Genomic DNA, 21,336 nt, shown 5'->3' on the forward strand with positions numbered 1-21,336 from the left:
AAGATAACAAAAAATCTGAGCCAGAATGAGGTTCATTCTGACCCAGATTTGATTTTGCACAACTCATCAGTCCTTATTGACAAAGAGCCAGAAAAAATAAAAACACAAGCTTTCGCTTTCTCTTGTTGGACAAGAGCAGCGAAGCTTGTGTTTTTCCTTATTCATAGGCAACGTGAACCAAATACAATCCTTCTGGATGAGCTGTGGGACCTGCTGCATTTCGGTCTTTTTGCGCAATGATCGCAGGAATACTGTCAGGTGCGAGGCGTCCATTGCCGATTTTCAGCAATGTGCCCACCATGATTCGGATCATCTTGTACAAAAATCCATCGCCGCGAAAGGTGAAAATCAACTCATCTCCAGCGTCATTGACCGCCATGGACGCTTCATGGATCGTCCGCGTTTTGTCATCGACGGAACTGCCCGTCGCGCAAAAACTGGTAAAGTCATGGGTGCCTAAAAAATCTGGCAACGCTCGTTGGATTTTTTCCAAATCTAGCGGATACGGATAATAGCTGGCATAATGGCGGCGGAAAGGACTGCGAGGTTTCCCAATGTCCACTCGAAACTGGTAGGTTTTTTCAACGACTAAGTAGCGGGCATGGAAGGTATCGTCAACGATCTCCACCGATTTTACCGCAACATCTTCTGGCGTTTGGGTATCTAAACCAAAGCGCATTTTTTCCAGTGGGCGCTTTTGAGGGAAATCGAAGTGGATCACTTGCCCTTGCGCATGGACCCCCGCATCGGTGCGGCCAGAGCCATGAATCTGAATCGGCTGCCCATTGTTCATCTTCGTTAATGTCTTCTCAATCTCTTCTTGAACCGTTCGTCCATTGGGTTGACGCTGAAATCCTTGAAAATTCGTGCCATCATAAGCGATCGTCGCTTTATAGCGGACCATTTAATCACCTGTTTCTTTCTATTTTTTCACAAAAAAGCCTATGAGAAAAGTCTGATCGATCGACAGGCCTTTTCGAACCAGCCGCTGGGATCGCCAGCAGCCTCGTTGCTTCGTTAAGAACCTTTCGTGGGTTGACTTCAATCATAGGTCTTCGATTATCCTCTTAAGAACACTAACGCTACTGTAAAGAGCGCAAAAACGATGACAACCAATGTGTCCCGTTGATGCCAGTGCAAAATCCGATACTTCGTACGCCCTTCGCCGCCTTGATAGCCTCTGGCTTCCATAGCGGTGGCTAGATCTTCCGCACGGTTAAAGCTGCTGACAAATAAAGGAATCAACAAAGGAACGATCGCCTTCATCTTCTGCAACAGTCCCCCTTCGCCGAAATCGACCCCGCGGGCACGCTGAGCATTCATGATTTTTTCTGTTTCATCCATCAAGGTTGGCACAAAGCGCAACGCAATCGACAGCATCAGTGAGATTTCATGGACAGGGAAACGGATCGCTTTTAAAGGACGCAAAATGTATTCGATCGCATCTGAAAGCTCTAATGGGGGTGTCGTTAACGTCAACAAGGTCGACATGAAAATGATCAAAACAAAACGACAAAAAATAAAGATCCCGTTTTGGACACCAAATTCTGTGATGTTAAAGATCCACCAAGACCAGTAGACGTCGCCGCCGGTAGTAAATAAAATCTGTAACGCCACGGTAAATAAAATCAGCCAAATCAAAGGTCGCACGCCTCGAATAAAGAAGCCAAAATCGATTTTTGAAAAGGAGATACAAAAGAGCGTAAAAGCACCCGCTAATAAATAGCTTTGCCAATTATTCGCCAAAAAGATAATCGCGATAAAATAAAAACTAGCAATCAATTTGACTCGTGGATCTAAACGGTGGATCAAGGAGTCCCCAGGAATAAAACGACCGAAAATCAGTTTATTCATCATGGGCAGTCGCCCCCTTTGCTACTAAAACATCTGCCAGTTCATCAGCCGTTAGCGGCAACTGCTCAAATGCCAATCCTCTGGCTTGTAGTTGCTCCGCAAATGCGGTTGCTGTCGGTACCCCTAGCTGCTTTTCTTGCAGCCAGGCAGTGTCTTGAAACACAACAGACGGCGTGCCTGCTTTGACGAGACGGCCTTTTTCTAACACATAGACATAATCAGCATAGTTTGCCACATCATCCATCAAGTGGGTCACTAAAATGATCGTCATGTTCTTTTCCCGATGCAGGCGATCAAACATTTCCATCATCTCTTTGCGTCCTTGTGGATCTAAGCCAGCTGTCGGCTCGTCTAAGACCAAAACTTCTGGTTCCATAGCCAAGACCCCAGCAATCGCTACACGGCGCATTTGGCCCCCTGAAAGGTCAAATGGTGAACGTTCCAGAAAACTTTCATCTAAACCTACCAATTGAATGTATTCTTGGGCTAAACCTTTGGCTGCTTCTTCGGAGACCCCAAAGTTTTTCGGTCCAAAAGCGATATCTCTCGCAACAGTTTCCTCAAATAATTGGGATTCAGGAAATTGAAAAACGATCCCGACTTTTTTACGTAACGGTTTTAGATTTTTGTTGTCTGTCTCGGGTTTGATGACTCGCTCACCGATCGTGACCGTGCCAGTCGTTGGTTTTAATAATGCATTCAAGTGCTGCAACAACGTAGATTTTCCGCTCCCTGTATGACCGACTAAGGCGGTATAAGAGCCTTCTTTGATCTCTAAATCAATATCGAACAAAACCCGTTGTTCAAACGGAGAATGCGGTTGGTAGGTGAATCCTACTTGTTCAAAACGGATGTCCATAGCCAATCCACCATCCCTTCTTCAGTTAAGTACGCTTGCGGTACCGTGACGCCCCGCTGTTTTAGTGCCGCCTTTAATTTTTCAGGAAATGGCAGATCTAAGCCTAGCTCAATCAGTTCTGGACCTGCAGAAAAAATCTCTGCGGGTGTCCCTTCGCGGACGAGCTCTCCTTGACGCATCACCAGCACCCGATTGGCGTTGGCTGCTTCATCGATATCATGGGTGATCGATAACACGGTCAAATTGTTTTTTTCTTTGATTTTTTTGATCGTTGCGATCACTTCTTCACGACCTTCTGGATCTAGCATACTAGTGGCTTCATCAAGAATGATGATATCTGGGCGCAATGCAACGACGCCAGCAATGGCTACCCGCTGTTTTTGACCACCAGAAAGACGCGCGGGTTCCCGGGTCGCAAACTCGCTCATCCGTACTTGTTCCAGAGCGTCTTTGACACGAACCAGCATTTCTTCTCGCGGGATTCCTTGATTTTCTAAACCGAAAGCCACATCATCTTCCACCGTCGAACCAACGAATTGATTGTCAGGGTTTTGAAAGACCATACCGACCATTTTTCGAATATTCCAGATATTTTCTTCATTCAAAGGCAATTCGCCGACAGAAACACTGCCTTCTTGCGGCAAGATCAAGCCATTGATGGTTTTTGCTAAAGTTGATTTACCAGAGCCGTTATGGCCGATCAACGCCACCCATTCCCCTTTGTTGATGGAAAAGGATACGTTATTTAACGCGGCACGCTCTTCTTCGCTATAACGCACAGTAATAGCATTCAATTCAATGATTGGCTTCATGATAGACTCCTTCATTTGCGATTAATTCTTTCTAACACTACCAAAAAAGCGCACGTTTTTCAATGATTCACGCACGATTTGTCTCCAGATCTTTTTTTCACTTGCCATTACCTGTCTTGACAGGTAATCGAAAGTAAAAAAAAAGCACTTTATGATGAGTGCGTACACCTCGAAATACATCGAGGTGTAGGCGCTGAGCTAGACTCGGAAAGTTTCTTCCAACATCATAACACTCTTAGTAAACATCTATAAAGTGATGATAAGTGTGATTTTAAACAAGTTCTAGGATAACCATTGGTGCAGCATCTCCGCGTCTTGGTTCTGTTTTCAAGATACGAGTATATCCACCTTGGCGATCTGTGTAACGAGGAGCGATATCATTGAATAATTTTTGTAATGCTGATTCAATAACTACTTCTTCGTTTTCTTCACGTACACTTGCAACTTCATTACGAACGAATGCTGCTGCTTGACGACGTGCATGCAAATCACCACGTTTACCTAAAGTGATCATTTTTTCTGCAGTTGAACGAACTTCTTTCGCACGAGCTTCAGTCGTAACGATACGTTCGTTAATGAATAAATCAGTTGTCAAATCACGCAACATCGCTTTACGTTGGCTAGATGTGCGTCCTAGTTTACGATAACTCACGTGGTTTCCCTCCTTCACTTTCGAATGTTGTATCGGTCAGACGAACCGAACTAACGTAATCGAAAACGGTTTAATCGTCTTTACGTAGTCCTAAACCTAAATCATGTAATTTCACTTTGACCTCTTCAAGAGATTTACGGCCTAAGTTTCTTACTTTGATCATTTCTGGTTCAGATTTGTTTGTCAATTCTTGTACAGTATTGATTCCTGCACGTTTTAGACAGTTGTATGAACGAACAGATAAGTCTAATTCTTCGATCGTCATTTCCAACATTTTTTCTTTTTGTGTTTCTTCTTTTTCAACCATGATTTCAGCGTTTTTCGCTTCATCAGTTAGGTTAACAAAGATGTCTAAATGTTCAGTCATGATCTTCGCAGACAAACTCATTGCTTCCAATGGTTCGATTGAGCCATCAGTCCATATTTCCATCGTTAATTTGTCGAAATCATCCCGACGACCGACACGTGTGTTTTCTACTTGGTAGTTGACACGACGTACTGGTGTATAGATTGAATCGACTGGAAGAACGCCGATTGGCATGTCTTCTTTTTTGTTTTCGTCCGCTTGAACGTAGCCGCGGCCAGGTTTCACTGTTAAGCGAGCATGGAACGTAGCACCTTCAGAAACGGTACAGATATACATATCTTTGTTAAGGATTTCTACATCACTATCAACGATGATATCGCCAGCAGTTACTGTAGCAGGTCCTGAAATATCAATTTCAAGGGTCTTTTCTTCATCCCCGTACATTTTCAATGCAAGACCTTTAATATTCAAGATGATTTGAGCAACGTCTTCCCGAACACCCTTAACAGTTGAGAATTCGTGTAAAACTCCATCGATTTGAATATTGGTGATTGCCGCACCAGGTAAAGAAGATAATAAAATACGACGTAGGGAATTTCCTAGTGTAGTTCCGTAGCCTCTTTCAAGAGGTTCCACGATGAACTTGCCATAATCTTTGTCTTCATCAATCTTTGCGATTCTTGGTTTTTCGAATTCAATCATTCTTATCTATTACCCCTTTCAAAACGAAAAGTGTCTTGTTCAATGACGTATTTGTTACACTCAAAATGAGCAGCACTCATTAAACACGACGGCGTTTTGGAGGGCGGCATCCATTATGAGGGACTGGAGTCACGTCACGGATCGCACTCACTTCCAAACCTGCTGCTTGTAATGAACGAATTGCTGCTTCACGTCCAGAACCAGGTCCTTTAACTGTTACTTCAACAGTTCTTAATCCGTGTTCCATTGCTGCTTTGGTAGCTGTTTCTGCTGCCATTTGAGCGGCAAAAGGAGTAGATTTTTTGCTTCCTTTGAAACCTAATGAACCAGCTGATGACCATGCTAATGCATTACCATGAGTATCAGTGATCATTACGATTGTATTATTGAATGTTGAGTGAATATGTGCAATACCCGCTTCAATATTCTTTTTCACACGGCGTTTACGACTCACTTTTTTTGCTGCCATGAAGTTTTAACCTCCTTCACTTAGGAATTATTTTTTCTTGCCTGCGACTGTTTTAGACGGGCCTTTACGAGTACGTGCATTGTTTTTCGTGTTTTGTCCACGAACTGGCAATCCACGGCGATGACGGATCCCACGGTAAGAACCGATTTCCATCAATCGTTTGATGTTTAAGTTCACTTCACGACGAAGGTCACCTTCAACTTTTAATTTATCAACTTCTGCACGGATAGCATCTGTTTGTTCATTCGTTAAATCACGAACACGAACTTCTTCAGACACGCCAGCGTCAGCTAAAATTTGTTTTGCAGTCGTGTTACCAATACCATAGATATAAGTAAGTGAAACGACCACACGTTTATCACGAGGAATATCTACTCCTGCAATACGAGCCATATTTGTTACACCTCCGATTATCCTTGACGTTGTTTATGTTTTGGATTTGCTGGGCAAATCACCATAACGCGTCCTTTACGACGAATTACTTTACAATGTTCGCACATTGGTTTTACTGATGGTCTTACTTTCATGATAATACCTCCTGTGGTTTTACGGAGTACAATTATTTAAAGCGATAAGTAATGCGGCCACGGTTCAGATCATACGGGGATAATTCCACCGTTACTTTGTCTCCAGGTAAAATACGAATGTAGTGCATCCGAATCTTACCAGAAACGGTCGCTAGAACTTGGTGTCCGTTTTCCAATTCTACTTTAAACATTGCATTCGGCAAAGTTTCGACGACTGTACCTTCGACTTCAATCATATCTTCTTTTGCCACGCACAGTACCTCCTTGTACTTGTGATTTTCACACGATAAAATGGCGGAAACTCGGTTCCCACCTGATATTCTCAAACTATGCTCCTACTTAATAAAAAGTAGAAGTCGGACTGACATATTCTATCATATCCTGTCAAAGATTTCAAGAGAAAGTTTTAAGCTGCAAGTTGGACTCGGGCAATCTATGATTAGTCAATGATCTTTTGAACATCTTCGAATACAGCGTCGATGTCGCGATCCCCATCAATCGATTGCAATAACCCTTTGTCTTTGTAATAAGTCAAAATTGGTTCACTGCTTTTGATATTGACAGCTAGACGATTTTTGACCGTCTCAGGCTTATCATCTTCACGCTGGTAGAAGTCATGACTTCCACAACGATCACATGTTCCTTCCTCTTTGGGAGGATTGAACAATTTATGATAAGTTGCCCCACAATTGCGGCACATGAAGCGGCCGGCTAAACGTTCTACAAGAACTTCTTCAGGAACATGAATATCAATAACGGCATCAAGTTTTTTGTTAAGGTCAGCAAGCATCTCATCTAACGCTTTTGCTTGATCCAATGTACGAGGAAAACCATCTAATAAGAAACCTTTCTCGGTATCAGGTTCAGCTAAACGTTCTTTAACGATCCCATTTGTAACCTCATCAGGAACTAATGCGCCTTGATCCATGTATGATTTTGCTTTAAGGCCTAGTTCTGTTTCGTTCGCCATCGCAGCCCGAAACATATCGCCTGTTGAAATATGAGGAAGACCGTATTCAGCAACGATACGTTCTGCCTGAGTACCTTTTCCAGCACCAGGTAATCCCATTAAAATGAAGTTCATTCTAATTCCTCCTGTAAGTTTTTGAATAGTGTTGAGGAAATCCTCAACACTTCAATAACTTTAATTGATGAAACCAGTATATTTCCGTTTCAGCATAAGCCCTTCTAACTGCTTGGCAGTATCAAGTGCCACACCGATAATGATCAATAGACTCGTTCCACCTAGTCCGATCGATTGCGGTAAATTCCAAGCCATCTGAGCGATGATTGGAAGTAAAGCAACCAATCCTAAAAAGATCGATCCAACCGTGCTTAATCGCATCAACAAACGCGATACATATTCTTCTGTTCCTTTACCAGGACGCACACTCGGAATGTAACTTCCTTGTTTTTGCAAGTTTTCCGCTAATTTCTCAGGGTTCACTTGAACAAATGCGTAGAAGAAGGTAAACGCAACAATCAAGACAGTGTAGATGATCGCACCCGGTACAGTGTTGTAACTAAAGATCGTTTGCACCACTTCGTACCAAGTTTCTCCTCTATATGAACTACCTAATGCTTGAATGATCGCATTTGGTGTTGTAATAAAAGAACTGGCAAAGATAACTGGGATAACCCCGGCAGCATTTACTTTCAAAGGAAGGTAACTGCTGGTAGGCGCTCCTGCTACCCGTTTTGTATATTGGATCGGAATCTTGCGTTCTGCCTGTTGAACATACGTTACTAAAGTAATGACGATCAACACAGCAATCACAAGCAGCGCCATAAAGATAGCATTTAGCCAGATATCCGATTGATCCACGTTAATGAAGTAATCTTCAATCAATTCTTTGATGCTTGCTGGTAAGCGTGAAATGATCCCAGCAAAGATGATCATTGACACACCGTTTCCGATACCACGCTCGGTGATCTGCTCTCCTAACCAAGTGACTAACATCGTTCCGGCTGTTAAAATCAGTCCGATCACGATATAGGTTGCCATATTAGGATTGTTTACAAACCCGAGTTGAGTGTAATAGTTAAATCCAGCCGTTAATGTCATGGATTGGACAAAGCCTAATACCAACGTCAAGTAACGTGTTGCCTGATTTAATTTCTTACGACCCACTTCACCTTGTTTCGACCATTCAACAAATTTAGGGACGATATCCATCTGCAACAACTGAATGACAATTGAGGCAGTGATGTAAGGCGAAACCCCCATCGAGAAAATCGAAAATTGTTGCATGGCGCCACCACTTACCAAGTTTAACATGTTTAAAAATGGTAGATCCGCGATGGTATTTAGGCGACTTGCGTCTACGCCTGGCACAGTAATATGTGTTCCCAGACGAAAGACAAACAAGATTAAGACGGTGAACAATATTCTGGATCTAATATCCTTAACCTTAAAGGCATCCTTCAATAGTCTGATCATTAGATCACCTCGATTGATCCACCAGCAGCAACGATTGCTTCTTCAGCTGCTTTTGAGAATTTAGCTGCTTTCACAGTCAATTTCTTCGTTAATTCTCCGTTAGCTAATACTTTGATTCCAGCTTTTTCGTCTTTGACGATTCCAGCTTCGTGTAAAGCAACAGGTGTTACTTCAGCACCGTCTTCAAAGCGGTTCAAGACATCGAGATTGATGACTGCATATTCTTTGCGGTTCACATTTGTAAAGCCACGTTTTGGTAAACGACGGAACAATGGTGTTTGTCCACCTTCGAATCCTAGACGTACTCCGCCGCCTGAACGAGCTTTTTGACCTTTTTGTCCACGTCCAGCTGTTTTACCGTTACCAGATGAAGTTCCTCGTCCGACACGGTTACGTACTTGGCGTGAGCCTTCTGATGGTTTTAATTCATGAAGTTTCATAGGTTTGGCACCTCCTTAATCAAACTAGATCTGCTGATCCTTAGACCTCTTCAACGTCCACTAAGTGAGAAACAGTGTTAACCATGCCTTTGATTGCATCATTAGCAGGTTTTACAACTGTTGAATTCAACTTTGTAAGACCTAACGCTTTTACAGTATCACGTTGGTTTTGGGGACGTCCGATAATACTGCGTTTTAAAGTAATTTTCAATTCAGCCATTATAGTGTCCTCCTTAACCGATTAATTCTTCTACTGATTTGCCGCGAAGTGCTGCCACTTCTTCAGCGCGTTTTAATTGTTTTAAACCTTCAACTGTTGCGCGAACAACGTTGATTGGTGTGTTAGAACCTAAAGATTTAGATGTGATATCAGCTACCCCAGCTAATTCCAATACGGCACGAACTGGTCCACCAGCAGCTACCCCAGAACCTTCTACAGCAGGTTTCATAAGGATGCGTCCGCCGCCGAATACACCGATAACTTCGTGAGGGATTGTAGAACCAACCATTGGTACTTCCACCAAGTTTTTCTTCGCGTCTTCGATTGCTTTACGGATTGCTTCTGGTACTTCTTGCGCTTTACCAGTACCGAAACCTACGTGTCCGTTTTTGTCACCGACAACAACTAATGCAGCAAAACGTAGACGACGTCCACCTTTAACAACTTTAGTTACACGGTTGATCGCAACAACGCGGTCTTCTAATTCCAAATGTTTTGGATCAATATAAACCATGAATGGTGTTCCTCCTTCTCTTAAAATTCCAGTCCATTTTCGCGAGCTGCTTCAGCTAAAGCTGCTACACGGCCATGGTAAAGGTATCCACCACGGTCAAAGACTACTACTTTAATACCTTTTGCTGCTGCACGTTCTGCGACTAATTTACCGACAGCTTGTGCTTGTTCAGTTTTTGTTGCACCTGAAACTTCTTTGTCTAAGGCAGAGGCACTTGCTAGCGTCACACCCGCTACGTCATCAATTACTTGTGCGTAGATGTTTTTGTTCGAACGGAACACGTTTAAGCGTGGGCACTCAGCAGTACCAGAGATTTTGTTACGTACACGACGATGTCTTTTCTGACGTGTCTTGTTTTTATCTGGTTTTGTAATCACAATTTGTCACCTCTTTTAATTTTGCTAGCCTAAGCTGCTAGTCGTAAAGAATTACGACTATTTACCAGTTTTACCTTCTTTACGGCGTACAAATTCGCCAACATAACGAATTCCTTTGCCTTTGTAAGGTTCTGGAGGACGAACGCCACGGATATTGGCAGCCAATTCGCCAACGACTTCTTTATCTGATCCTTTAACGATCACAGAAGTGTTTGAAGGAACTTCGATTTCGATTCCAGCTGGCGCTTCGATTTCAACTGGATGAGAGTAACCAACGTTCAATACAAGTTTTTTCCCTTGTAATTGAGCACGGTACCCAACCCCGATTAATTCTAACGCTTTTTGGAAACCTTCAGAAACACCAACAACCATGTTGTTGAAGTTTGCACGGGTAGTTCCGTGGATAGTTTTCATTTCTTTACTATCATTTGGACGAGTGAATGTTACTTCGTTTCCTTCGATATTCATTGTGATATCAGAAGAGAAAGTACGTGTTAATTCACCTTTAGGTCCTTTAACTGTAATGTCGTTTCCGTTTTGCTTGATTTCAACACCAGCAGGAAGAACGACGATCTTATTACCGATACGACTCACTTAGAGGCACCTCCTTGTGGAATATTTTAAATTACCATACATAAGCGACTACTTCGCCGCCAACATTTTTTGCTCTAGCTTCTTTGTCAGTGATTACACCGTCAGAAGTTGAGATAATCGCGATTCCTAGACCATTCAATACTTTTGGTACTTCGTCAGCTTTGACATAAGCACGCAAGCCTGGTTTAGAGATACGTTTTAAGTTTGTGATAACACGTTCACCGTTTTTACCGTATTTAAGAAATACGCGGATCACGCCTTGTTTGTCATCTTCAATGTATTCAACATCGCGGACGAAACCTTCACGTTTCAAGATTTCAGCGATATCACGTTTGATTTTTGAAGCAGGTACTTCTAGGCTTTCGTGTTTAACCATGTTTGCGTTACGCACGCGCGTTAGAAAATCTGCAATTGGATCTGTCATGACCATGGGATAATTTACCTCCTTTATGCGAGTATAGTTTACCAGCTAGCTTTCTTCACGCCGGGAATTTGTCCTTTATAGGCAAGTTCGCGGAAGCAAATACGGCAAAGATGAAATTTACGATAAACTGAATGTGGACGTCCGCAACGTTCACAACGAGTATATTCTTGCGTTGAGAATTTAGCAGGGCGTTTGTTTTTAGCAATCATTGATTTTTTAGCCACGTAGTTCGCCTCCTTTTTTTATTTTTGGAATGGCATGCCTAATTGTGTCAACAATTCACGAGATTCTTCATCTGTGTTTGCTGTTGTTACAATCACGATATCCATACCACGTACTTTGTCGATCAAATCATAATCTACTTCAGGGAAAATCAATTGTTCTTTGATACCTAAAGTGTAGTTTCCGCGTCCGTCGAACGCTTTTTTGCTCACACCGTGGAAGTCCCGGACACGTGGCAATGACACACTTACTAGTTTATCTAAGAATTCATACATTCTTTCGCCGCGTAGAGTTACTTTCGCACCGATTGGCATTCCTTCACGTAAACGGAATCCTGCGATAGATTTTTTCGCTTTTGTGATCAATGGTTTTTGACCTGAGATCAATTGTAATTCTTCAACAGCTTTGTCTAAGTTTTTAGCATTAGAAACAGCGTCACCGACACCCATGTTGATAACGATTTTATCAACTTTTGGTGCTTCCATGATTGAGCTGTAGTTAAATTTGTCCATTAATGATGGGACAACTTCTTTTGAATATTTTTCTTTAAGGCGGTTCATCTGTTAGCCCCTCCTTCCTTCATCAGATTATTTATCAAGAACTTCTCCGGTTTTCTTAGAAACGCGGACTTTTTTGCCGTCAACTTCTTTGTAACCGACACGCGTAGCTTCACCGTTCGATGGATCAACCACCATCACGTTAGAAACATGAATTGGTGCTTCCATTTCAACGATTCCGCCTTGAGGAGCAGTTTGAGAAGGTTTTTGGTGTTTTTTGACAACATTGACACCTTCAACAACGACTTTGTCATTTTTAGGAAACGCTGCTAGCACAACGCCTTCTTTGTTTTTGTCTTTACCAGTGATAACTTTAACTTTATCGCCTTTTTTAACAAACATGTTTGTTTCGCACCTCCTTTAGATAAGAATCACTATTACAATACTTCTGGTGCTAGGGAAACGATCTTCATAAAGTTGCCTTCACGCAATTCGCGGGCAACTGGGCCAAAGATACGAGTTCCACGAGGGCTCTTATCGTCACGGATAATAACCGCAGCATTTTCATCGAATTTGATGTATGAACCGTCTGTACGACGAGCTCCTGATTTAGTACGAACGATAACGGCTTTAACGACGTCACCTTTTTTGACAACCCCACCTGGCGTTGCTTGTTTAACCGTAGCAACAATCACGTCACCAATATTGGCAGTTTTACGACCAGATCCGCCAAGGACTTTGATCGTTAGAATTTCACGGGCACCTGAGTTGTCCGCCACTCTTAATCGGCTTTCTGCTTGGATCACGATGTGTATCCTCCTTTCAGATTTTGCAATTCACAATCTATATAGGAAAATCTCGTGTGATTAGATAATCACTGCCTTTTCAACAATCTCTACTAGACGGAAACGTTTCGTAGCTGATAATGGACGAGTTTCCATAATTTTCACGATATCGCCAACTTTTGCTTCGTTGTTTTCATCGTGTGCTTTGTATTTCTTAGAATAGTTCAGACGTTTGCCGTAGATAGGGTGGTTTTTCTTTGTTTCAACGACAACAGAGATAGTTTTATCCATTTTGTCTGATACCACGCGACCTTGGTAAACTTTGCGTTGATTTCTTTCTTCAGTCATACGCTAAATGGCCTCCTTCCACTATTACTTAACTTGTTCACGCAATACTGTTTTAATGCGTGCAATCGATTTACGTACTTCTTTGATACGTGCAGTGTTTTCTAATTGACCTGTTGCTAATTGGAATCTAAGATTGAACAATTCTTCTTTCAATTGTTTTTCTTGATCTAGCATTTCGGCAGTGGTTAATTCTCTGATTTCTTTAACCTTCATTCGATTCACCACCCATTTCCTCACGTTTTACGATCTTCGTTTTCACTGGTAATTTGTGAGAAGCAAGACGTAGCGCTTCGCGCGCAACTTCTTCAGGTACACCGGCAATTTCAAACATGATTTTACCACGTTTAACTGGTGATACCCATCCTTCAGGAGCCCCTTTACCAGAACCCATACGTACCCCGATAGCTTTGGCAGTATAAGATTTGTGAGGGAAAATTTTGATCCATACTTTCCCGCCACGTTTCATATAACGAGTCATTGCGATACGGGCAGCTTCGATTTGACGGTTTGTGATCCAGTGTGATTCAACAGCTTGTAAGCCGTATTCACCGAATGCTACTTCTTTTCCGCCTTTCGCTTCGCCACGCATTTTTCCGCGGAACTCACGACGGTGTTTTACACGTTTAGGTACTAACATGTTTATTTCCCTCCTTTCTCAGTGTTCTTTTTAGTTGGAAGAACTTCTCCACGATAAATCCACACTTTAACTCCTAGTTTTCCGTATGTTGTATCTGCTTCTTCCCATGCGTAATCAATGTCCGCACGTAATGTATGAAGTGGAACTGTTCCTTCTGAGTAACCTTCTGAACGAGCGATATCCGCACCATTTAGACGGCCAGAAACTTGTGTTTTGATTCCTTTAGCGCCAGAACGCATTGTGCGTTGGATCGCTTGTTTTTGAGCACGACGGAAAGCAACACGGTTTTCTAATTGACGTGCGATTCCTTCGCCTACTAATTTAGCATCTAAATCTGGTTTTTTGATTTCAACGATGTTGATGTGAACTCGTTTGCCAGTTAGGCTATTTAATTCTTTTCTTAGGTTTTCGACTTCAGATCCGCCTTTACCGATAACCATACCTGGTTTAGCTGTGTGGATTGAAATATTCACGCGGTTTGCTGCACGCTCGATCTCAACTGTAGACACAGCGGCATCAGCAAGTTTAGATGCGATAAATTTACGGATTTTCAAATCTTCATGTAGAAATTCAGCATACTCTTTTTCAGCATACCATTTAGCATCCCAGTCACGGATGATGCCTACACGCATTCCAATTGGATGTACTTTTTGACCCACTGATTGTCCCTCCTTATTTTTCTGATACGACTACAGTAATATGACTTGTACGTTTGTTGATCGGTGAAGCTGAACCTTTCGCACGTGGACGGAAACGTTTCATCGTTGGTCCTTCGTTTACGAATGCTTCAGAAACAATCAAGTTTTCAACATCTAAGTCAAAATTATTTTCTGCATTGGCAATAGCTGACATCAAGACTTTCTCGATGATTCCAGCTGCTTTATTTGGTGTGAACTTTAAGATCGCGATTGCTTCAGCAACGCTTTTCCCTCTGATTAAGTCAATAACTAGACGAGATTTACGAGGAGAAACGCGGACTGTTTTAGCAGTTGCTTTCGCTGATGTGATTTGTTCTGCCATTTTTGGATATCCTCCCCTCAAAATTAGCGTCTTGTTTTCTTATCATCGGCAGCATGTCCGCGATAAGTTCTTGTTGGTGCAAATTCACCTAATTTGTGTCCTACCATGTCTTCTTGGATGTAAACTGGTACATGTTTCCGTCCATCATACACAGCAATTGTAAATCCGATAAAATTAGGGAAAATTGTAGAACGACGTGACCAAGTTTTGATCACTTTTTTCTTTTCAGCGCCTTCTTGTGCTTCGACCTTTTTCATCAAATGGTCATCGACAAAAGGTCCTTTTTTCAAACTACGACCCATGGTGTACCTCCTCTCAAAATGTGCGACACACGGTCAAGTATATTACTTAGTTTTACGACGACGAACGATAAGTTTGTCTGATTTTGCTTTTTTGTTACGTGTTTTGTAGCCAAGTGCTGGTTGTCCCCAAGGAGAAACTGGTGCTTTACGTCCGATTGGTGCTTTACCTTCACCACCACCGTGTGGGTGATCATTAGGGTTCATTACGCTACCACGTACAGTTGGGCGTTTGCGCATCCAACGAGAACGACCGGCTTTACCGATGTTGATCAATTCGTGTTGTTCATTACCAACAGAACCGATTGTTGCACGACATGATGCTAAGATCATCCGTACTTCACCAGAGTTCAAGCGGATCAATACGTATTTGCCTTCTTTACCAAGTACTTGAGCACTTGTTCCAGCTGAACGAATCAATTGTCCACCTTTACCAGGTTTCATTTCGATGTTGTGGATAACAGTACCGACTGGAATGTTTTCTAGTGGTAATGCATTCCCTACTTTAATATCTGCATCTGGACCAGAAACGACAGTCATGCCAACTTCTAATCCTTTAGGTGCTAAGATGTATGCTTTTACTCCATCCTCGTAATGTACTAACGCAATGTTAGCAGAACGGTTTGGATCATATTCAATCGTTTTAACCGTAGCAACGACGTTGTCTTTGTTACGTTTGAAATCGATCAAACGGTATTGACGTTTGTGACCGCCACCTTGATGACGAACCGTGATACGTCCGTTGTTGTTACGACCAGCATTGTTTTTCAAAGGAGCTAACAATGTTTTTTCTGGTGTTGAAGTTGTGATTTCAGCGAAATCAGAACTTGTCATATTACGACGGCCGTTCGTGGTAGGTTTGTACTTTTTAATCGCCACGTCTTTTTCCCTCCCATGTAAAATTTATGCGTGAGTTGCTTATTCAGCAGCTTCGAAAATTTGGATTTCTTTAGAATCTTCAGTTAAAGTCACAACAGCTTTGCGACGTTTTTTTGTATATCCTGCATATTTACCCATGCGTTTGAATTTAGGACGAACGTTGATGATGTTCACGTTTGCCACTTTCACTCCGTCAAAGGCAGCTTCTACAGCTTGTTTTACTAAAGTTTTGTTAGCTTTTGTGTCCACTTCAAAAGTGTATTTCTTGTCATCCATGGCAAGCATTGATTTTTCAGTGATCACTGGGCGTTTAATAACGTCTAGTAAGTTCATTATGCAAGCACCTCCTCGATCTGAGTAAGAGCAGTTTGTGTCACTAACATTTTGTCGTTAGAAACGATGTCTAGCACACTAATGTTATCAGCAGTAACTACAGAAACTTTTGGCAAGTTGCGCGCAGATAAAGCGGCAAAGTCGTTTTCAGATTCTAAAACTACCAATACTTTAGAGTCAATTGTCAAGTTAGCTAAAACTTGTTTGAATTCTTTTGTTTTTGGAGCATCAAAGCTTAATCCTTCTACTGCTACCAAGTTATTTGAAGCAACTTTTTCTGACAATACAGATTTCATTGCTAAGCGACGAACTTTTTTAGGAAGTTTGTAGCTGTATGAACGTGGTGTTGGTCCGAAGACTACGCCACCTCCACGCCATTGTGGTGAACGGATTGAACCTTGACGGGCACGTCCAGTTCCTTTTTGGCGCCATGGTTTACGGCCACCGCCACGAACGGCACTGCGGTTTTTCACAGCGTGTGTTCCTTGTCTTAATGAAGCGCGTTGCATGATGATTGCATCATAGACAACTGATTCATTTGGTTCGATTCCGAAGATTTCTTCGTTCAATGTAATTTCGCCATTTTGGCTTCCATCTTGTTTGAATAATGCTACATTCGGCATTCCTTAGTTCCTCCTTTCTTCCTATCTACTTATTTAGCTTTCACAGCTGATTTGATTGTAATCAATGATTTTTTCGCGCCAGGTACATTACCTTTGATCAAGATAACGTTGCGTTCTGCGTCTACGCGTACGATTTCCAAGTTTTGGATCGTGATGCGATTTCCGCCCATACGTCCAGCAAGACGTTTGTTTTTAAATACACGGTTAGGTGCAACTGGACCCATTGATCCAGGACGACGGTGATAACGAGAACCGTGAGCCATTGGTCCGCGGCTTTGTCCGTGACGTTTGATAACGCCTTGGAATCCTTTACCTTTCGAAGTGCCGGTTACATCGATGATGTCTCCTGCTTCAAAAATATCAACTTTGATTTCTGATCCTACTTCTAAGCCCTCTAGCTCTACATTCTTGAATTCGCGAATGAAGCGCTTAGGAGCCGTGTTTGCTTTTGCAACATGACCTTTCGCAGGTTTGTTAGACAAAACTTCACGCATATCTTGGTAGCCGACTTGAATTGCTTCGTAGCCGTCATTTTCGATTGTTTTCACTTGTAGCACTACGTTTGGTGTAGCTTCTACTACAGTTACTGGAATCAATTCGCCAGATTCAGTGAAGATTTGAGTCATTCCCACTTTTTTCCCTAAGATTCCTTTGGTCATGATTACACCTCCATCTTAATTATTATAGTTTGATTTCGATATTAACACCGCTTGGCAAGTCTAGCTTCATTAAAGCATCAACAGTTTTTGGTGTTGGATTCACAATGTCGATTAGACGTTTGTGTGTACGCATTTCGAATTGTTCGCGTGAATCTTTGTATTTGTGCGTCGCACGGATGATCGTGTACAAGCTGCGTTCAGTTGGTAATGGAATTGGACCAGATACGCCAGCTCCAGTTCTCTTTGCAGTTTCTACGATTTTATCCGCTGATTGATCTAAAATACGATGTTCATACGCTTTTAAACGGATACGAATTTTTTGTTTTGCCATTGTTTTCCCTCCTTCGCCTATTTTGAAAAGTAGACATAGCTCCACGAAAATTTTCCGTCACGCTCGTCCATGGCAAAGCGTCCGGGCGTGTCGCAACCTCTCGTTTCGTAGCCGGCAGAAAATTTCTTTGCTGCCAGTGTGACTTACGTATTTACGTAAACAGCACCTTTATGATTATATTACGGATAAACATTGATTGCAAGCTTTTTTTATGGAAAAACCGGGATTCTTTTGCATTTCTTTCAGAAAATTTTCTTTTGTTTTCGAAACACAAAAAAAGAAGCGTTGCCCGCTTCTTTTAAGTGCTTCTTCAATTCCTATTTATATAGAAGAAAACCTGCTATTGCGGCGCTTCTTCCTTCATACGGTCTTGGGCGTGGGTATAGGCACCGTGCCACACATGACCCACATAAGGATTGATGACCACGCCTTCTTTGATTGCTGCTGTGACAAAGGCTTTTGCTAAGCGAATACTTTCCATGACGGGTTTGCCTTTTGCAAGACCCGCAGCGATCGCTGCTGAAAAGGTGCAGCCTGCTCCGTGATTAAAATCGGTAGCGATTTTGTCACTTTCCAACAGGAGGAAGGATTCTCCATCATAAACAAGGTCGATGGCTTTTGCTCCTGGCAAGCGATGACCGCCTTTGATCACGACGTATTTAGCACCTAATTGATGGATTTTTTCAGCAGCTTGCTTCATGGCTTCCACACTCGTCAAATCACCCAAACCTGAAAGAATCCCCGCTTCTACTAAATTAGGGGTGACAACATCTGCTAAAGGCAACAAATGCGTGATGATGGCATCGACACTTTTTGGCTGTAAGATTTCTGCAGTCCCTTTGCAAGCAATGACGGGATCGATCACCACATTTTTAACTTGCTGTTGTTGAATCATCTTCGCTGCTTGCACAATATTGTCTTCATTGCCTAACATCCCCGTTTTAAGGGCATCCATCGGATCACCTGCAAAGGCGGAGATCAATTGCTTTTCAACAAGCGCTGGTTCCATTGCCGTTACTTCATGGCTCCAACCCGCTTGTGGATCCATCGTGACGATCGAAGCAATCGTGGCAAAACCAAAGACACCATACTCCTGAAACGTTTTTAAATCTGCTTCGATACCGGCACCTCCGGTTGAATCAGACCCGGCAATTGATATTACTTTTTCCATCTTCCTCATCTCCTTGTGCTTTTTGCTAAGTATAGTCAATCTTCCCCTTGACGAAAAGAGCCATTTGGCTTATTTTTAAACCATCCAATTGAAAAAGGTGGTGCAGGATGGCTTCATCAAGTATCGACAAACAAAAGAAACAACCGATTTACCAGCAGATCGTGACCCATTTTATCGAAGAGATCCAAGCGGGAACCTATGGGCCTGGGGATCGTTTACCACCAGAGCGCAGCCTTGCTCAGACTTTTGACGTCAACCGTTCCACCGTCGTCAAAGCGTTAGATGAATTGAAGAGCTTAGGATGGATCGAACGAAAACAAGGCAGCGGCTCTCGCGTATTGGAAGGTCGTTGGGGGAACCGACAAACACCGCTTTCTTATTTGCGCTCGTCTTTAAGCAGCCCTTACTTGCAGCAAGACCCTTACGTTCAACAGATTCAGCACTTGCGCACCGAGAAGGATGTGCTGGATCTGTACACAGGTGATCTACCTACCGATCTGATTCCCGACTTCACGTTTCCCGCCTTTACATGGGAAGAGATCCGCAAAGAAAGCACCAAAGTATTACCGACGGGTTATGAGCCTTTGCAAGAAATCTTATTGCAGCACCTTGCTGATTCCTTCAATTTGCCCATCAGCGGTCAAAAACTAGTAATTACTGCCGGTTCGACGCAAGGAATCACCTTGCTGATGCAAGTCTTATTGCATGCGGGGGATTGTATTGCGACAGAGGACCCTTCTTTCTTGTTCTCTCTCCCCTTGTTTTCCACGATGAATGTCCAGCTGATTGGGATCAAACAAGATAGTGAAGGGATGCGGCCTGCGGCATTGGAAAAAGTGTTGAAGGAAAAGAAGATCAAATTCGTCTATCTGAACCCCACCTTCCAAAACCCAACTGGCCACACCATGAGCGAGCATCGGCGCCAAGCGATCATCCGCCTTTGCCAGACCTACCAAGTACCGATCATTGAGGATGATGTTTTTAGCGAGTTGGCTTTTGATGAAGTACCGCCCAAGCTAAAATCCATGGCTCCCGAAACCGTCATTTATTTAGGCTCGCTTTCAAAATTACTTGGGTCATCAATCAAAATCGGCTGGCTTTTGGTGCCAGAAGCGTTAGCCGACCAATTTGCCCAAGCGAAAAAACGGATGGCGATCGATACCACGATCTTCCCGCAAGTCCTTGCCAACATCGCCTTACGCTCCTCTGATTACCACCAGCAGCAGCGGACACTGCTTACAGAAATGGCCCAGCGCCAGCAAGACCTACTCCAACTCTTGCAGGCATTTCAGGAGGACTGGCAATGGCAGCCGACGAAAGGCGGTCTTTACCTGTGGTTGACTTGGCGTCACCGCACATTGACTCGCAAAGATTGGTCGCTCTTTTTGGCGAACGATTGCTTAGTAGCACCTGCGTTTCTTTTCAGTAACGATACGAATGGCTTGCGTTTGAACTATACCCGCTTAGCCAAAGATGATTTACCACGATTTCAAGAACGATTCACAAAAATCACCCAACAGTTAAAGGAGCAAACCTATGAACGAAACCATTGAGCTTTTGCACAATCATCGCACTTACCGACAATTTGACCCTGACTACCGCTTGAGCCAAGAACAAGTAACCGCGATTTTGACTGCCGCTCGTCAAGCACCAAGCTGGATGAATGGGCAAGCCTATTCGATCCTGGTGATCGACGACCCGCAGATCCGCCAACAAATGGTCGAATGGAATACTGGCAATCCTCATATCGCAGCAAGTTCACTCTTTCTGCTATTTTTAGCTGATTTAAATCGAACCAAAAAAGTTGCTGACGAAAAACAGACTCCCTATCCAATCGATGAGGGCTATCAGCCACTATTGATCGCCACCACTGATGCCAGCATCGCTTTGCAATCTGGTGCGATCGCTGCTGAATCACTGGGCTTAGGCACCGTCATTTCTGGCAGTGTCCGCAAAGACAGCGCCAAAATCGCTGAATTGTTGCACTTACCAGAATATGTCTATCCTGTGGCTGGCTTGAGCATCGGTAAACCAATCGTAGAAATGAAGGTCAAACCTCGCTTGCCAGAAGAAGCGGTCATTCATTACAACCATTATCAGGACTATTCTTATGAGGCGATCGAAGCGTACGATCAAACGATGACTGCTTTTGGAGAAGCCCGCGAGACCAAACCATGGTCAGAAAAATTCGCTGGCTTTTACAGCAATCGTCCTGACCAAGGATTTGACGCCTTCTTGAAGAAGCAAAATCTAATAAAATAAAAAGCACCGCTCTCTTTAGCTTCGATGAACCGTAACGGATTCATCAACGCTAGAGAGAGCGGCTTTTTTCTACAAAAGT

Annotated in this window: 36 protein-coding genes; 2 read left to right on the top strand and 34 right to left on the bottom strand. The window is 42.9% G+C overall.

Annotated features, from left to right (window positions below):
* Positions 1–157: 157 nt before the first annotated feature.
* The 34 genes from truA to thiD form a co-directional block, all read right to left on the bottom strand.
* Complete coding sequence (truA, locus tag ACIPK1_RS16890) at positions 158–904, bottom strand: tRNA pseudouridine(38-40) synthase TruA (RefSeq protein ID WP_010748617.1); 747 nt, start codon at positions 902–904, stop codon at positions 158–160.
* A 155-nt stretch (positions 905–1,059) separates the two neighbouring features.
* Positions 1,060–1,857 carry an energy-coupling factor transporter transmembrane protein EcfT gene (locus ACIPK1_RS16895; protein ID WP_005227113.1) on the bottom strand — a complete coding sequence of 266 codons (798 nt, stop codon included), beginning with the start codon at positions 1,855–1,857 and terminating at the stop codon, positions 1,060–1,062.
* Complete coding sequence (locus tag ACIPK1_RS16900) at positions 1,847–2,713, bottom strand: energy-coupling factor ABC transporter ATP-binding protein (protein WP_005232516.1); 867 nt, start codon at positions 2,711–2,713, stop codon at positions 1,847–1,849. Before ACIPK1_RS16900 ends, ACIPK1_RS16895 begins: the two co-directional genes overlap by 11 nt.
* A complete protein-coding gene (locus ACIPK1_RS16905) occupies positions 2,689–3,525 on the bottom strand; it encodes an energy-coupling factor ABC transporter ATP-binding protein (protein WP_005227109.1) in 837 nt (278 codons plus the stop codon). Before ACIPK1_RS16905 ends, ACIPK1_RS16900 begins: the two co-directional genes overlap by 25 nt.
* Positions 3,526–3,796: 271 nt before the next feature.
* Positions 3,797–4,177, bottom strand: a complete 381-nt coding sequence (gene rplQ, locus ACIPK1_RS16910; protein ID WP_003128038.1) for a 50S ribosomal protein L17 — start codon at positions 4,175–4,177, stop codon at positions 3,797–3,799.
* A gap of 70 nt (positions 4,178–4,247) precedes the next feature.
* Entirely contained in the window at positions 4,248–5,186 is a 939-nt protein-coding gene (locus tag ACIPK1_RS16915) for a DNA-directed RNA polymerase subunit alpha (RefSeq protein ID WP_008376367.1), read from the bottom strand.
* Positions 5,187–5,265: 79 nt separating this feature from the next.
* Positions 5,266–5,655, bottom strand: a complete 390-nt coding sequence (gene rpsK / locus ACIPK1_RS16920; protein ID WP_005227104.1) for a 30S ribosomal protein S11 — start codon at positions 5,653–5,655, stop codon at positions 5,266–5,268.
* A 27-nt stretch (positions 5,656–5,682) separates the two neighbouring features.
* On the bottom strand, positions 5,683–6,048 hold the full coding sequence (gene rpsM / locus ACIPK1_RS16925) for a 30S ribosomal protein S13 (RefSeq protein WP_005227102.1): 366 nt from the start codon (positions 6,046–6,048) through the stop codon (positions 5,683–5,685).
* A 17-nt stretch (positions 6,049–6,065) separates the two neighbouring features.
* Positions 6,066–6,182: a 50S ribosomal protein L36 gene (gene rpmJ / locus ACIPK1_RS16930; RefSeq protein WP_002288710.1), complete on the bottom strand. Its 117-nt coding sequence runs from the start codon at positions 6,180–6,182 to the stop codon at positions 6,066–6,068.
* 32 nt (positions 6,183–6,214) lie between these two features.
* Positions 6,215–6,433 carry a translation initiation factor IF-1 gene (gene infA, locus ACIPK1_RS16935; RefSeq protein WP_002288695.1) on the bottom strand — a complete coding sequence of 73 codons (219 nt, stop codon included), beginning with the start codon at positions 6,431–6,433 and terminating at the stop codon, positions 6,215–6,217.
* 188 nt (positions 6,434–6,621) lie between these two features.
* Positions 6,622–7,266 carry an adenylate kinase gene (locus ACIPK1_RS16940; RefSeq protein ID WP_005227100.1) on the bottom strand — a complete coding sequence of 215 codons (645 nt, stop codon included), beginning with the start codon at positions 7,264–7,266 and terminating at the stop codon, positions 6,622–6,624.
* A gap of 60 nt (positions 7,267–7,326) precedes the next feature.
* On the bottom strand, positions 7,327–8,622 hold the full coding sequence (secY, locus tag ACIPK1_RS16945) for a preprotein translocase subunit SecY (protein WP_005227099.1): 1,296 nt from the start codon (positions 8,620–8,622) through the stop codon (positions 7,327–7,329).
* Positions 8,622–9,062: a 50S ribosomal protein L15 gene (gene rplO / locus ACIPK1_RS16950; RefSeq protein ID WP_003128016.1), complete on the bottom strand. Its 441-nt coding sequence runs from the start codon at positions 9,060–9,062 to the stop codon at positions 8,622–8,624. The genes secY and rplO overlap by 1 nt, the downstream gene beginning before the upstream one ends.
* 40 nt (positions 9,063–9,102) lie before the next feature.
* Complete coding sequence (gene rpmD, locus ACIPK1_RS16955; RefSeq protein ID WP_003128015.1) at positions 9,103–9,282, bottom strand: 50S ribosomal protein L30; 180 nt, start codon at positions 9,280–9,282, stop codon at positions 9,103–9,105.
* Positions 9,283–9,295: 13 nt separating this feature from the next.
* Entirely contained in the window at positions 9,296–9,796 is a 501-nt protein-coding gene (rpsE, locus tag ACIPK1_RS16960; protein WP_003128014.1) for a 30S ribosomal protein S5, read from the bottom strand.
* 20 nt (positions 9,797–9,816) lie between these two features.
* Positions 9,817–10,173 (bottom strand): 50S ribosomal protein L18, encoded by a 357-nt coding sequence (rplR, locus tag ACIPK1_RS16965; RefSeq protein WP_005227097.1) that lies wholly within the window; start codon positions 10,171–10,173, stop codon positions 9,817–9,819.
* A gap of 57 nt (positions 10,174–10,230) precedes the next feature.
* Entirely contained in the window at positions 10,231–10,767 is a 537-nt protein-coding gene (rplF, locus tag ACIPK1_RS16970) for a 50S ribosomal protein L6 (RefSeq protein WP_005227095.1), read from the bottom strand.
* 31 nt (positions 10,768–10,798) lie between these two features.
* Positions 10,799–11,197, bottom strand: coding sequence for a 30S ribosomal protein S8 (gene rpsH, locus ACIPK1_RS16975; protein ID WP_005227093.1), 399 nt, complete (start codon positions 11,195–11,197; stop codon positions 10,799–10,801).
* Between the two features lie 32 nt (positions 11,198–11,229).
* Positions 11,230–11,415, bottom strand: coding sequence for a type Z 30S ribosomal protein S14 (locus tag ACIPK1_RS16980; protein ID WP_003128010.1), 186 nt, complete (start codon positions 11,413–11,415; stop codon positions 11,230–11,232).
* An 18-nt stretch (positions 11,416–11,433) separates the two neighbouring features.
* Complete coding sequence (gene rplE, locus ACIPK1_RS16985; RefSeq protein ID WP_005227088.1) at positions 11,434–11,973, bottom strand: 50S ribosomal protein L5; 540 nt, start codon at positions 11,971–11,973, stop codon at positions 11,434–11,436.
* A 27-nt stretch (positions 11,974–12,000) separates the two neighbouring features.
* Positions 12,001–12,312, bottom strand: a complete 312-nt coding sequence (gene rplX, locus ACIPK1_RS16990; protein WP_005232526.1) for a 50S ribosomal protein L24 — start codon at positions 12,310–12,312, stop codon at positions 12,001–12,003.
* A gap of 35 nt (positions 12,313–12,347) precedes the next feature.
* Positions 12,348–12,716: a 50S ribosomal protein L14 gene (rplN, locus tag ACIPK1_RS16995; protein ID WP_003128006.1), complete on the bottom strand. Its 369-nt coding sequence runs from the start codon at positions 12,714–12,716 to the stop codon at positions 12,348–12,350.
* A gap of 60 nt (positions 12,717–12,776) precedes the next feature.
* The gene (rpsQ, locus tag ACIPK1_RS17000) at positions 12,777–13,043 is read right to left on the bottom strand and encodes a 30S ribosomal protein S17 (protein WP_005232528.1); all 267 of its coding nucleotides are present in this window, start codon (positions 13,041–13,043) and stop codon (positions 12,777–12,779) included.
* A gap of 24 nt (positions 13,044–13,067) precedes the next feature.
* Positions 13,068–13,256 carry a 50S ribosomal protein L29 gene (gene rpmC, locus ACIPK1_RS17005; protein ID WP_005232529.1) on the bottom strand — a complete coding sequence of 63 codons (189 nt, stop codon included), beginning with the start codon at positions 13,254–13,256 and terminating at the stop codon, positions 13,068–13,070.
* Positions 13,246–13,680, bottom strand: coding sequence for a 50S ribosomal protein L16 (rplP, locus tag ACIPK1_RS17010; protein WP_005226918.1), 435 nt, complete (start codon positions 13,678–13,680; stop codon positions 13,246–13,248). The genes rpmC and rplP overlap by 11 nt, the downstream gene beginning before the upstream one ends.
* 2 nt (positions 13,681–13,682) lie before the next feature.
* Positions 13,683–14,339 carry a 30S ribosomal protein S3 gene (gene rpsC / locus ACIPK1_RS17015; RefSeq protein ID WP_005226916.1) on the bottom strand — a complete coding sequence of 219 codons (657 nt, stop codon included), beginning with the start codon at positions 14,337–14,339 and terminating at the stop codon, positions 13,683–13,685.
* Positions 14,340–14,352: 13 nt separating this feature from the next.
* Entirely contained in the window at positions 14,353–14,700 is a 348-nt protein-coding gene (gene rplV / locus ACIPK1_RS17020) for a 50S ribosomal protein L22 (RefSeq protein WP_003127973.1), read from the bottom strand.
* Positions 14,701–14,723: 23 nt separating this feature from the next.
* Positions 14,724–15,002: a 30S ribosomal protein S19 gene (gene rpsS, locus ACIPK1_RS17025; RefSeq protein WP_005226914.1), complete on the bottom strand. Its 279-nt coding sequence runs from the start codon at positions 15,000–15,002 to the stop codon at positions 14,724–14,726.
* Between the two features lie 42 nt (positions 15,003–15,044).
* Positions 15,045–15,878, bottom strand: a complete 834-nt coding sequence (gene rplB, locus ACIPK1_RS17030) for a 50S ribosomal protein L2 (protein WP_005226912.1) — start codon at positions 15,876–15,878, stop codon at positions 15,045–15,047.
* A 39-nt stretch (positions 15,879–15,917) separates the two neighbouring features.
* Positions 15,918–16,211, bottom strand: a complete 294-nt coding sequence (locus ACIPK1_RS17035) for a 50S ribosomal protein L23 (protein WP_005226911.1) — start codon at positions 16,209–16,211, stop codon at positions 15,918–15,920.
* Complete coding sequence (gene rplD, locus ACIPK1_RS17040) at positions 16,211–16,834, bottom strand: 50S ribosomal protein L4 (RefSeq protein ID WP_005226910.1); 624 nt, start codon at positions 16,832–16,834, stop codon at positions 16,211–16,213. The genes ACIPK1_RS17035 and rplD overlap by 1 nt, the downstream gene beginning before the upstream one ends.
* Before the next feature lie 29 nt (positions 16,835–16,863).
* Complete coding sequence (gene rplC, locus ACIPK1_RS17045; RefSeq protein WP_003127967.1) at positions 16,864–17,493, bottom strand: 50S ribosomal protein L3; 630 nt, start codon at positions 17,491–17,493, stop codon at positions 16,864–16,866.
* 22 nt (positions 17,494–17,515) lie between these two features.
* Positions 17,516–17,824 (bottom strand): 30S ribosomal protein S10, encoded by a 309-nt coding sequence (gene rpsJ / locus ACIPK1_RS17050; protein WP_003127966.1) that lies wholly within the window; start codon positions 17,822–17,824, stop codon positions 17,516–17,518.
* Positions 17,825–18,164: 340 nt separating this feature from the next.
* A complete protein-coding gene (thiD, locus tag ACIPK1_RS17055) occupies positions 18,165–18,995 on the bottom strand; it encodes a bifunctional hydroxymethylpyrimidine kinase/phosphomethylpyrimidine kinase (RefSeq protein WP_194187848.1) in 831 nt (276 codons plus the stop codon).
* Positions 18,996–19,102: 107 nt separating this feature from the next.
* On the opposite strand from thiD, the gene ACIPK1_RS17060 reads away from it, so the two are divergent.
* On the top strand, positions 19,103–20,548 hold the full coding sequence (locus ACIPK1_RS17060) for a PLP-dependent aminotransferase family protein (RefSeq protein WP_016611501.1): 1,446 nt from the start codon (positions 19,103–19,105) through the stop codon (positions 20,546–20,548).
* Positions 20,532–21,257 (top strand): nitroreductase family protein, encoded by a 726-nt coding sequence (locus tag ACIPK1_RS17065; protein WP_005232539.1) that lies wholly within the window; start codon positions 20,532–20,534, stop codon positions 21,255–21,257. The genes ACIPK1_RS17060 and ACIPK1_RS17065 overlap by 17 nt, the downstream gene beginning before the upstream one ends.
* Positions 21,258–21,336: the final 79 nt, after the last annotated feature.

Origin of the sequence: Enterococcus sp. NPDC086594 (genome assembly GCF_044746145.1) — a bacterium.
Taxonomy (GTDB): domain Bacteria; phylum Bacillota; class Bacilli; order Lactobacillales; family Enterococcaceae; genus Enterococcus_D; species Enterococcus_D entomosocium.

What these genes read in the sequence shown, in the direction of transcription:
- rplV (WP_003127973.1), bottom strand. Translation starts at nt 14,700, where the DNA reads ATGGCAGAACAAATCACATCAGCGAAAGCAACTGCTAAAACAGTCCGC.
- rplC (WP_003127967.1), bottom strand. Translation starts at nt 17,493, where the DNA reads ATGACCAAAGGAATCTTAGGGAAAAAAGTGGGAATGACTCAAATCTTC.
- thiD (WP_194187848.1), bottom strand. Translation starts at nt 18,995, where the DNA reads ATGGAAAAAGTAATATCAATTGCCGGGTCTGATTCAACCGGAGGTGCC.
- rpmD (WP_003128015.1), bottom strand. Translation starts at nt 9,282, where the DNA reads ATGGCTGAATTGAAAATTACTTTAAAACGCAGTATTATCGGACGTCCC.
- rpsM (WP_005227102.1), bottom strand. Translation starts at nt 6,048, where the DNA reads ATGGCTCGTATTGCAGGAGTAGATATTCCTCGTGATAAACGTGTGGTC.
- rpsS (WP_005226914.1), bottom strand. Translation starts at nt 15,002, where the DNA reads ATGGGTCGTAGTTTGAAAAAAGGACCTTTTGTCGATGACCATTTGATG.
- truA (WP_010748617.1), bottom strand. Translation starts at nt 904, where the DNA reads ATGGTCCGCTATAAAGCGACGATCGCTTATGATGGCACGAATTTTCAA.
- rpsK (WP_005227104.1), bottom strand. Translation starts at nt 5,655, where the DNA reads ATGGCAGCAAAAAAAGTGAGTCGTAAACGCCGTGTGAAAAAGAATATT.
- ACIPK1_RS16915 (WP_008376367.1), bottom strand. Translation starts at nt 5,186, where the DNA reads ATGATTGAATTCGAAAAACCAAGAATCGCAAAGATTGATGAAGACAAA.
- rpsQ (WP_005232528.1), bottom strand. Translation starts at nt 13,043, where the DNA reads ATGACTGAAGAAAGAAATCAACGCAAAGTTTACCAAGGTCGCGTGGTA.
- ACIPK1_RS17060 (WP_016611501.1), top strand. Translation starts at nt 19,103, where the DNA reads ATGGCTTCATCAAGTATCGACAAACAAAAGAAACAACCGATTTACCAG.
- rplD (WP_005226910.1), bottom strand. Translation starts at nt 16,834, where the DNA reads ATGCCGAATGTAGCATTATTCAAACAAGATGGAAGCCAAAATGGCGAA.
- rpmC (WP_005232529.1), bottom strand. Translation starts at nt 13,256, where the DNA reads ATGAAGGTTAAAGAAATCAGAGAATTAACCACTGCCGAAATGCTAGAT.
- rplP (WP_005226918.1), bottom strand. Translation starts at nt 13,680, where the DNA reads ATGTTAGTACCTAAACGTGTAAAACACCGTCGTGAGTTCCGCGGAAAA.
- secY (WP_005227099.1), bottom strand. Translation starts at nt 8,622, where the DNA reads ATGATCAGACTATTGAAGGATGCCTTTAAGGTTAAGGATATTAGATCC.
- rplX (WP_005232526.1), bottom strand. Translation starts at nt 12,312, where the DNA reads ATGTTTGTTAAAAAAGGCGATAAAGTTAAAGTTATCACTGGTAAAGAC.
- rplE (WP_005227088.1), bottom strand. Translation starts at nt 11,973, where the DNA reads ATGAACCGCCTTAAAGAAAAATATTCAAAAGAAGTTGTCCCATCATTA.
- rplO (WP_003128016.1), bottom strand. Translation starts at nt 9,062, where the DNA reads ATGAAACTTCATGAATTAAAACCATCAGAAGGCTCACGCCAAGTACGT.
- ACIPK1_RS17035 (WP_005226911.1), bottom strand. Translation starts at nt 16,211, where the DNA reads ATGAACTTACTAGACGTTATTAAACGCCCAGTGATCACTGAAAAATCA.
- rpsJ (WP_003127966.1), bottom strand. Translation starts at nt 17,824, where the DNA reads ATGGCAAAACAAAAAATTCGTATCCGTTTAAAAGCGTATGAACATCGT.
- ACIPK1_RS16895 (WP_005227113.1), bottom strand. Translation starts at nt 1,857, where the DNA reads ATGATGAATAAACTGATTTTCGGTCGTTTTATTCCTGGGGACTCCTTG.
- rpsE (WP_003128014.1), bottom strand. Translation starts at nt 9,796, where the DNA reads ATGGTTTATATTGATCCAAAACATTTGGAATTAGAAGACCGCGTTGTT.
- ACIPK1_RS16940 (WP_005227100.1), bottom strand. Translation starts at nt 7,266, where the DNA reads ATGAACTTCATTTTAATGGGATTACCTGGTGCTGGAAAAGGTACTCAG.
- rpsH (WP_005227093.1), bottom strand. Translation starts at nt 11,197, where the DNA reads ATGGTCATGACAGATCCAATTGCAGATTTTCTAACGCGCGTGCGTAAC.
- rpmJ (WP_002288710.1), bottom strand. Translation starts at nt 6,182, where the DNA reads ATGAAAGTAAGACCATCAGTAAAACCAATGTGCGAACATTGTAAAGTA.
- ACIPK1_RS16905 (WP_005227109.1), bottom strand. Translation starts at nt 3,525, where the DNA reads ATGAAGCCAATCATTGAATTGAATGCTATTACTGTGCGTTATAGCGAA.
- ACIPK1_RS16900 (WP_005232516.1), bottom strand. Translation starts at nt 2,713, where the DNA reads ATGGACATCCGTTTTGAACAAGTAGGATTCACCTACCAACCGCATTCT.
- ACIPK1_RS17065 (WP_005232539.1), top strand. Translation starts at nt 20,532, where the DNA reads ATGAACGAAACCATTGAGCTTTTGCACAATCATCGCACTTACCGACAA.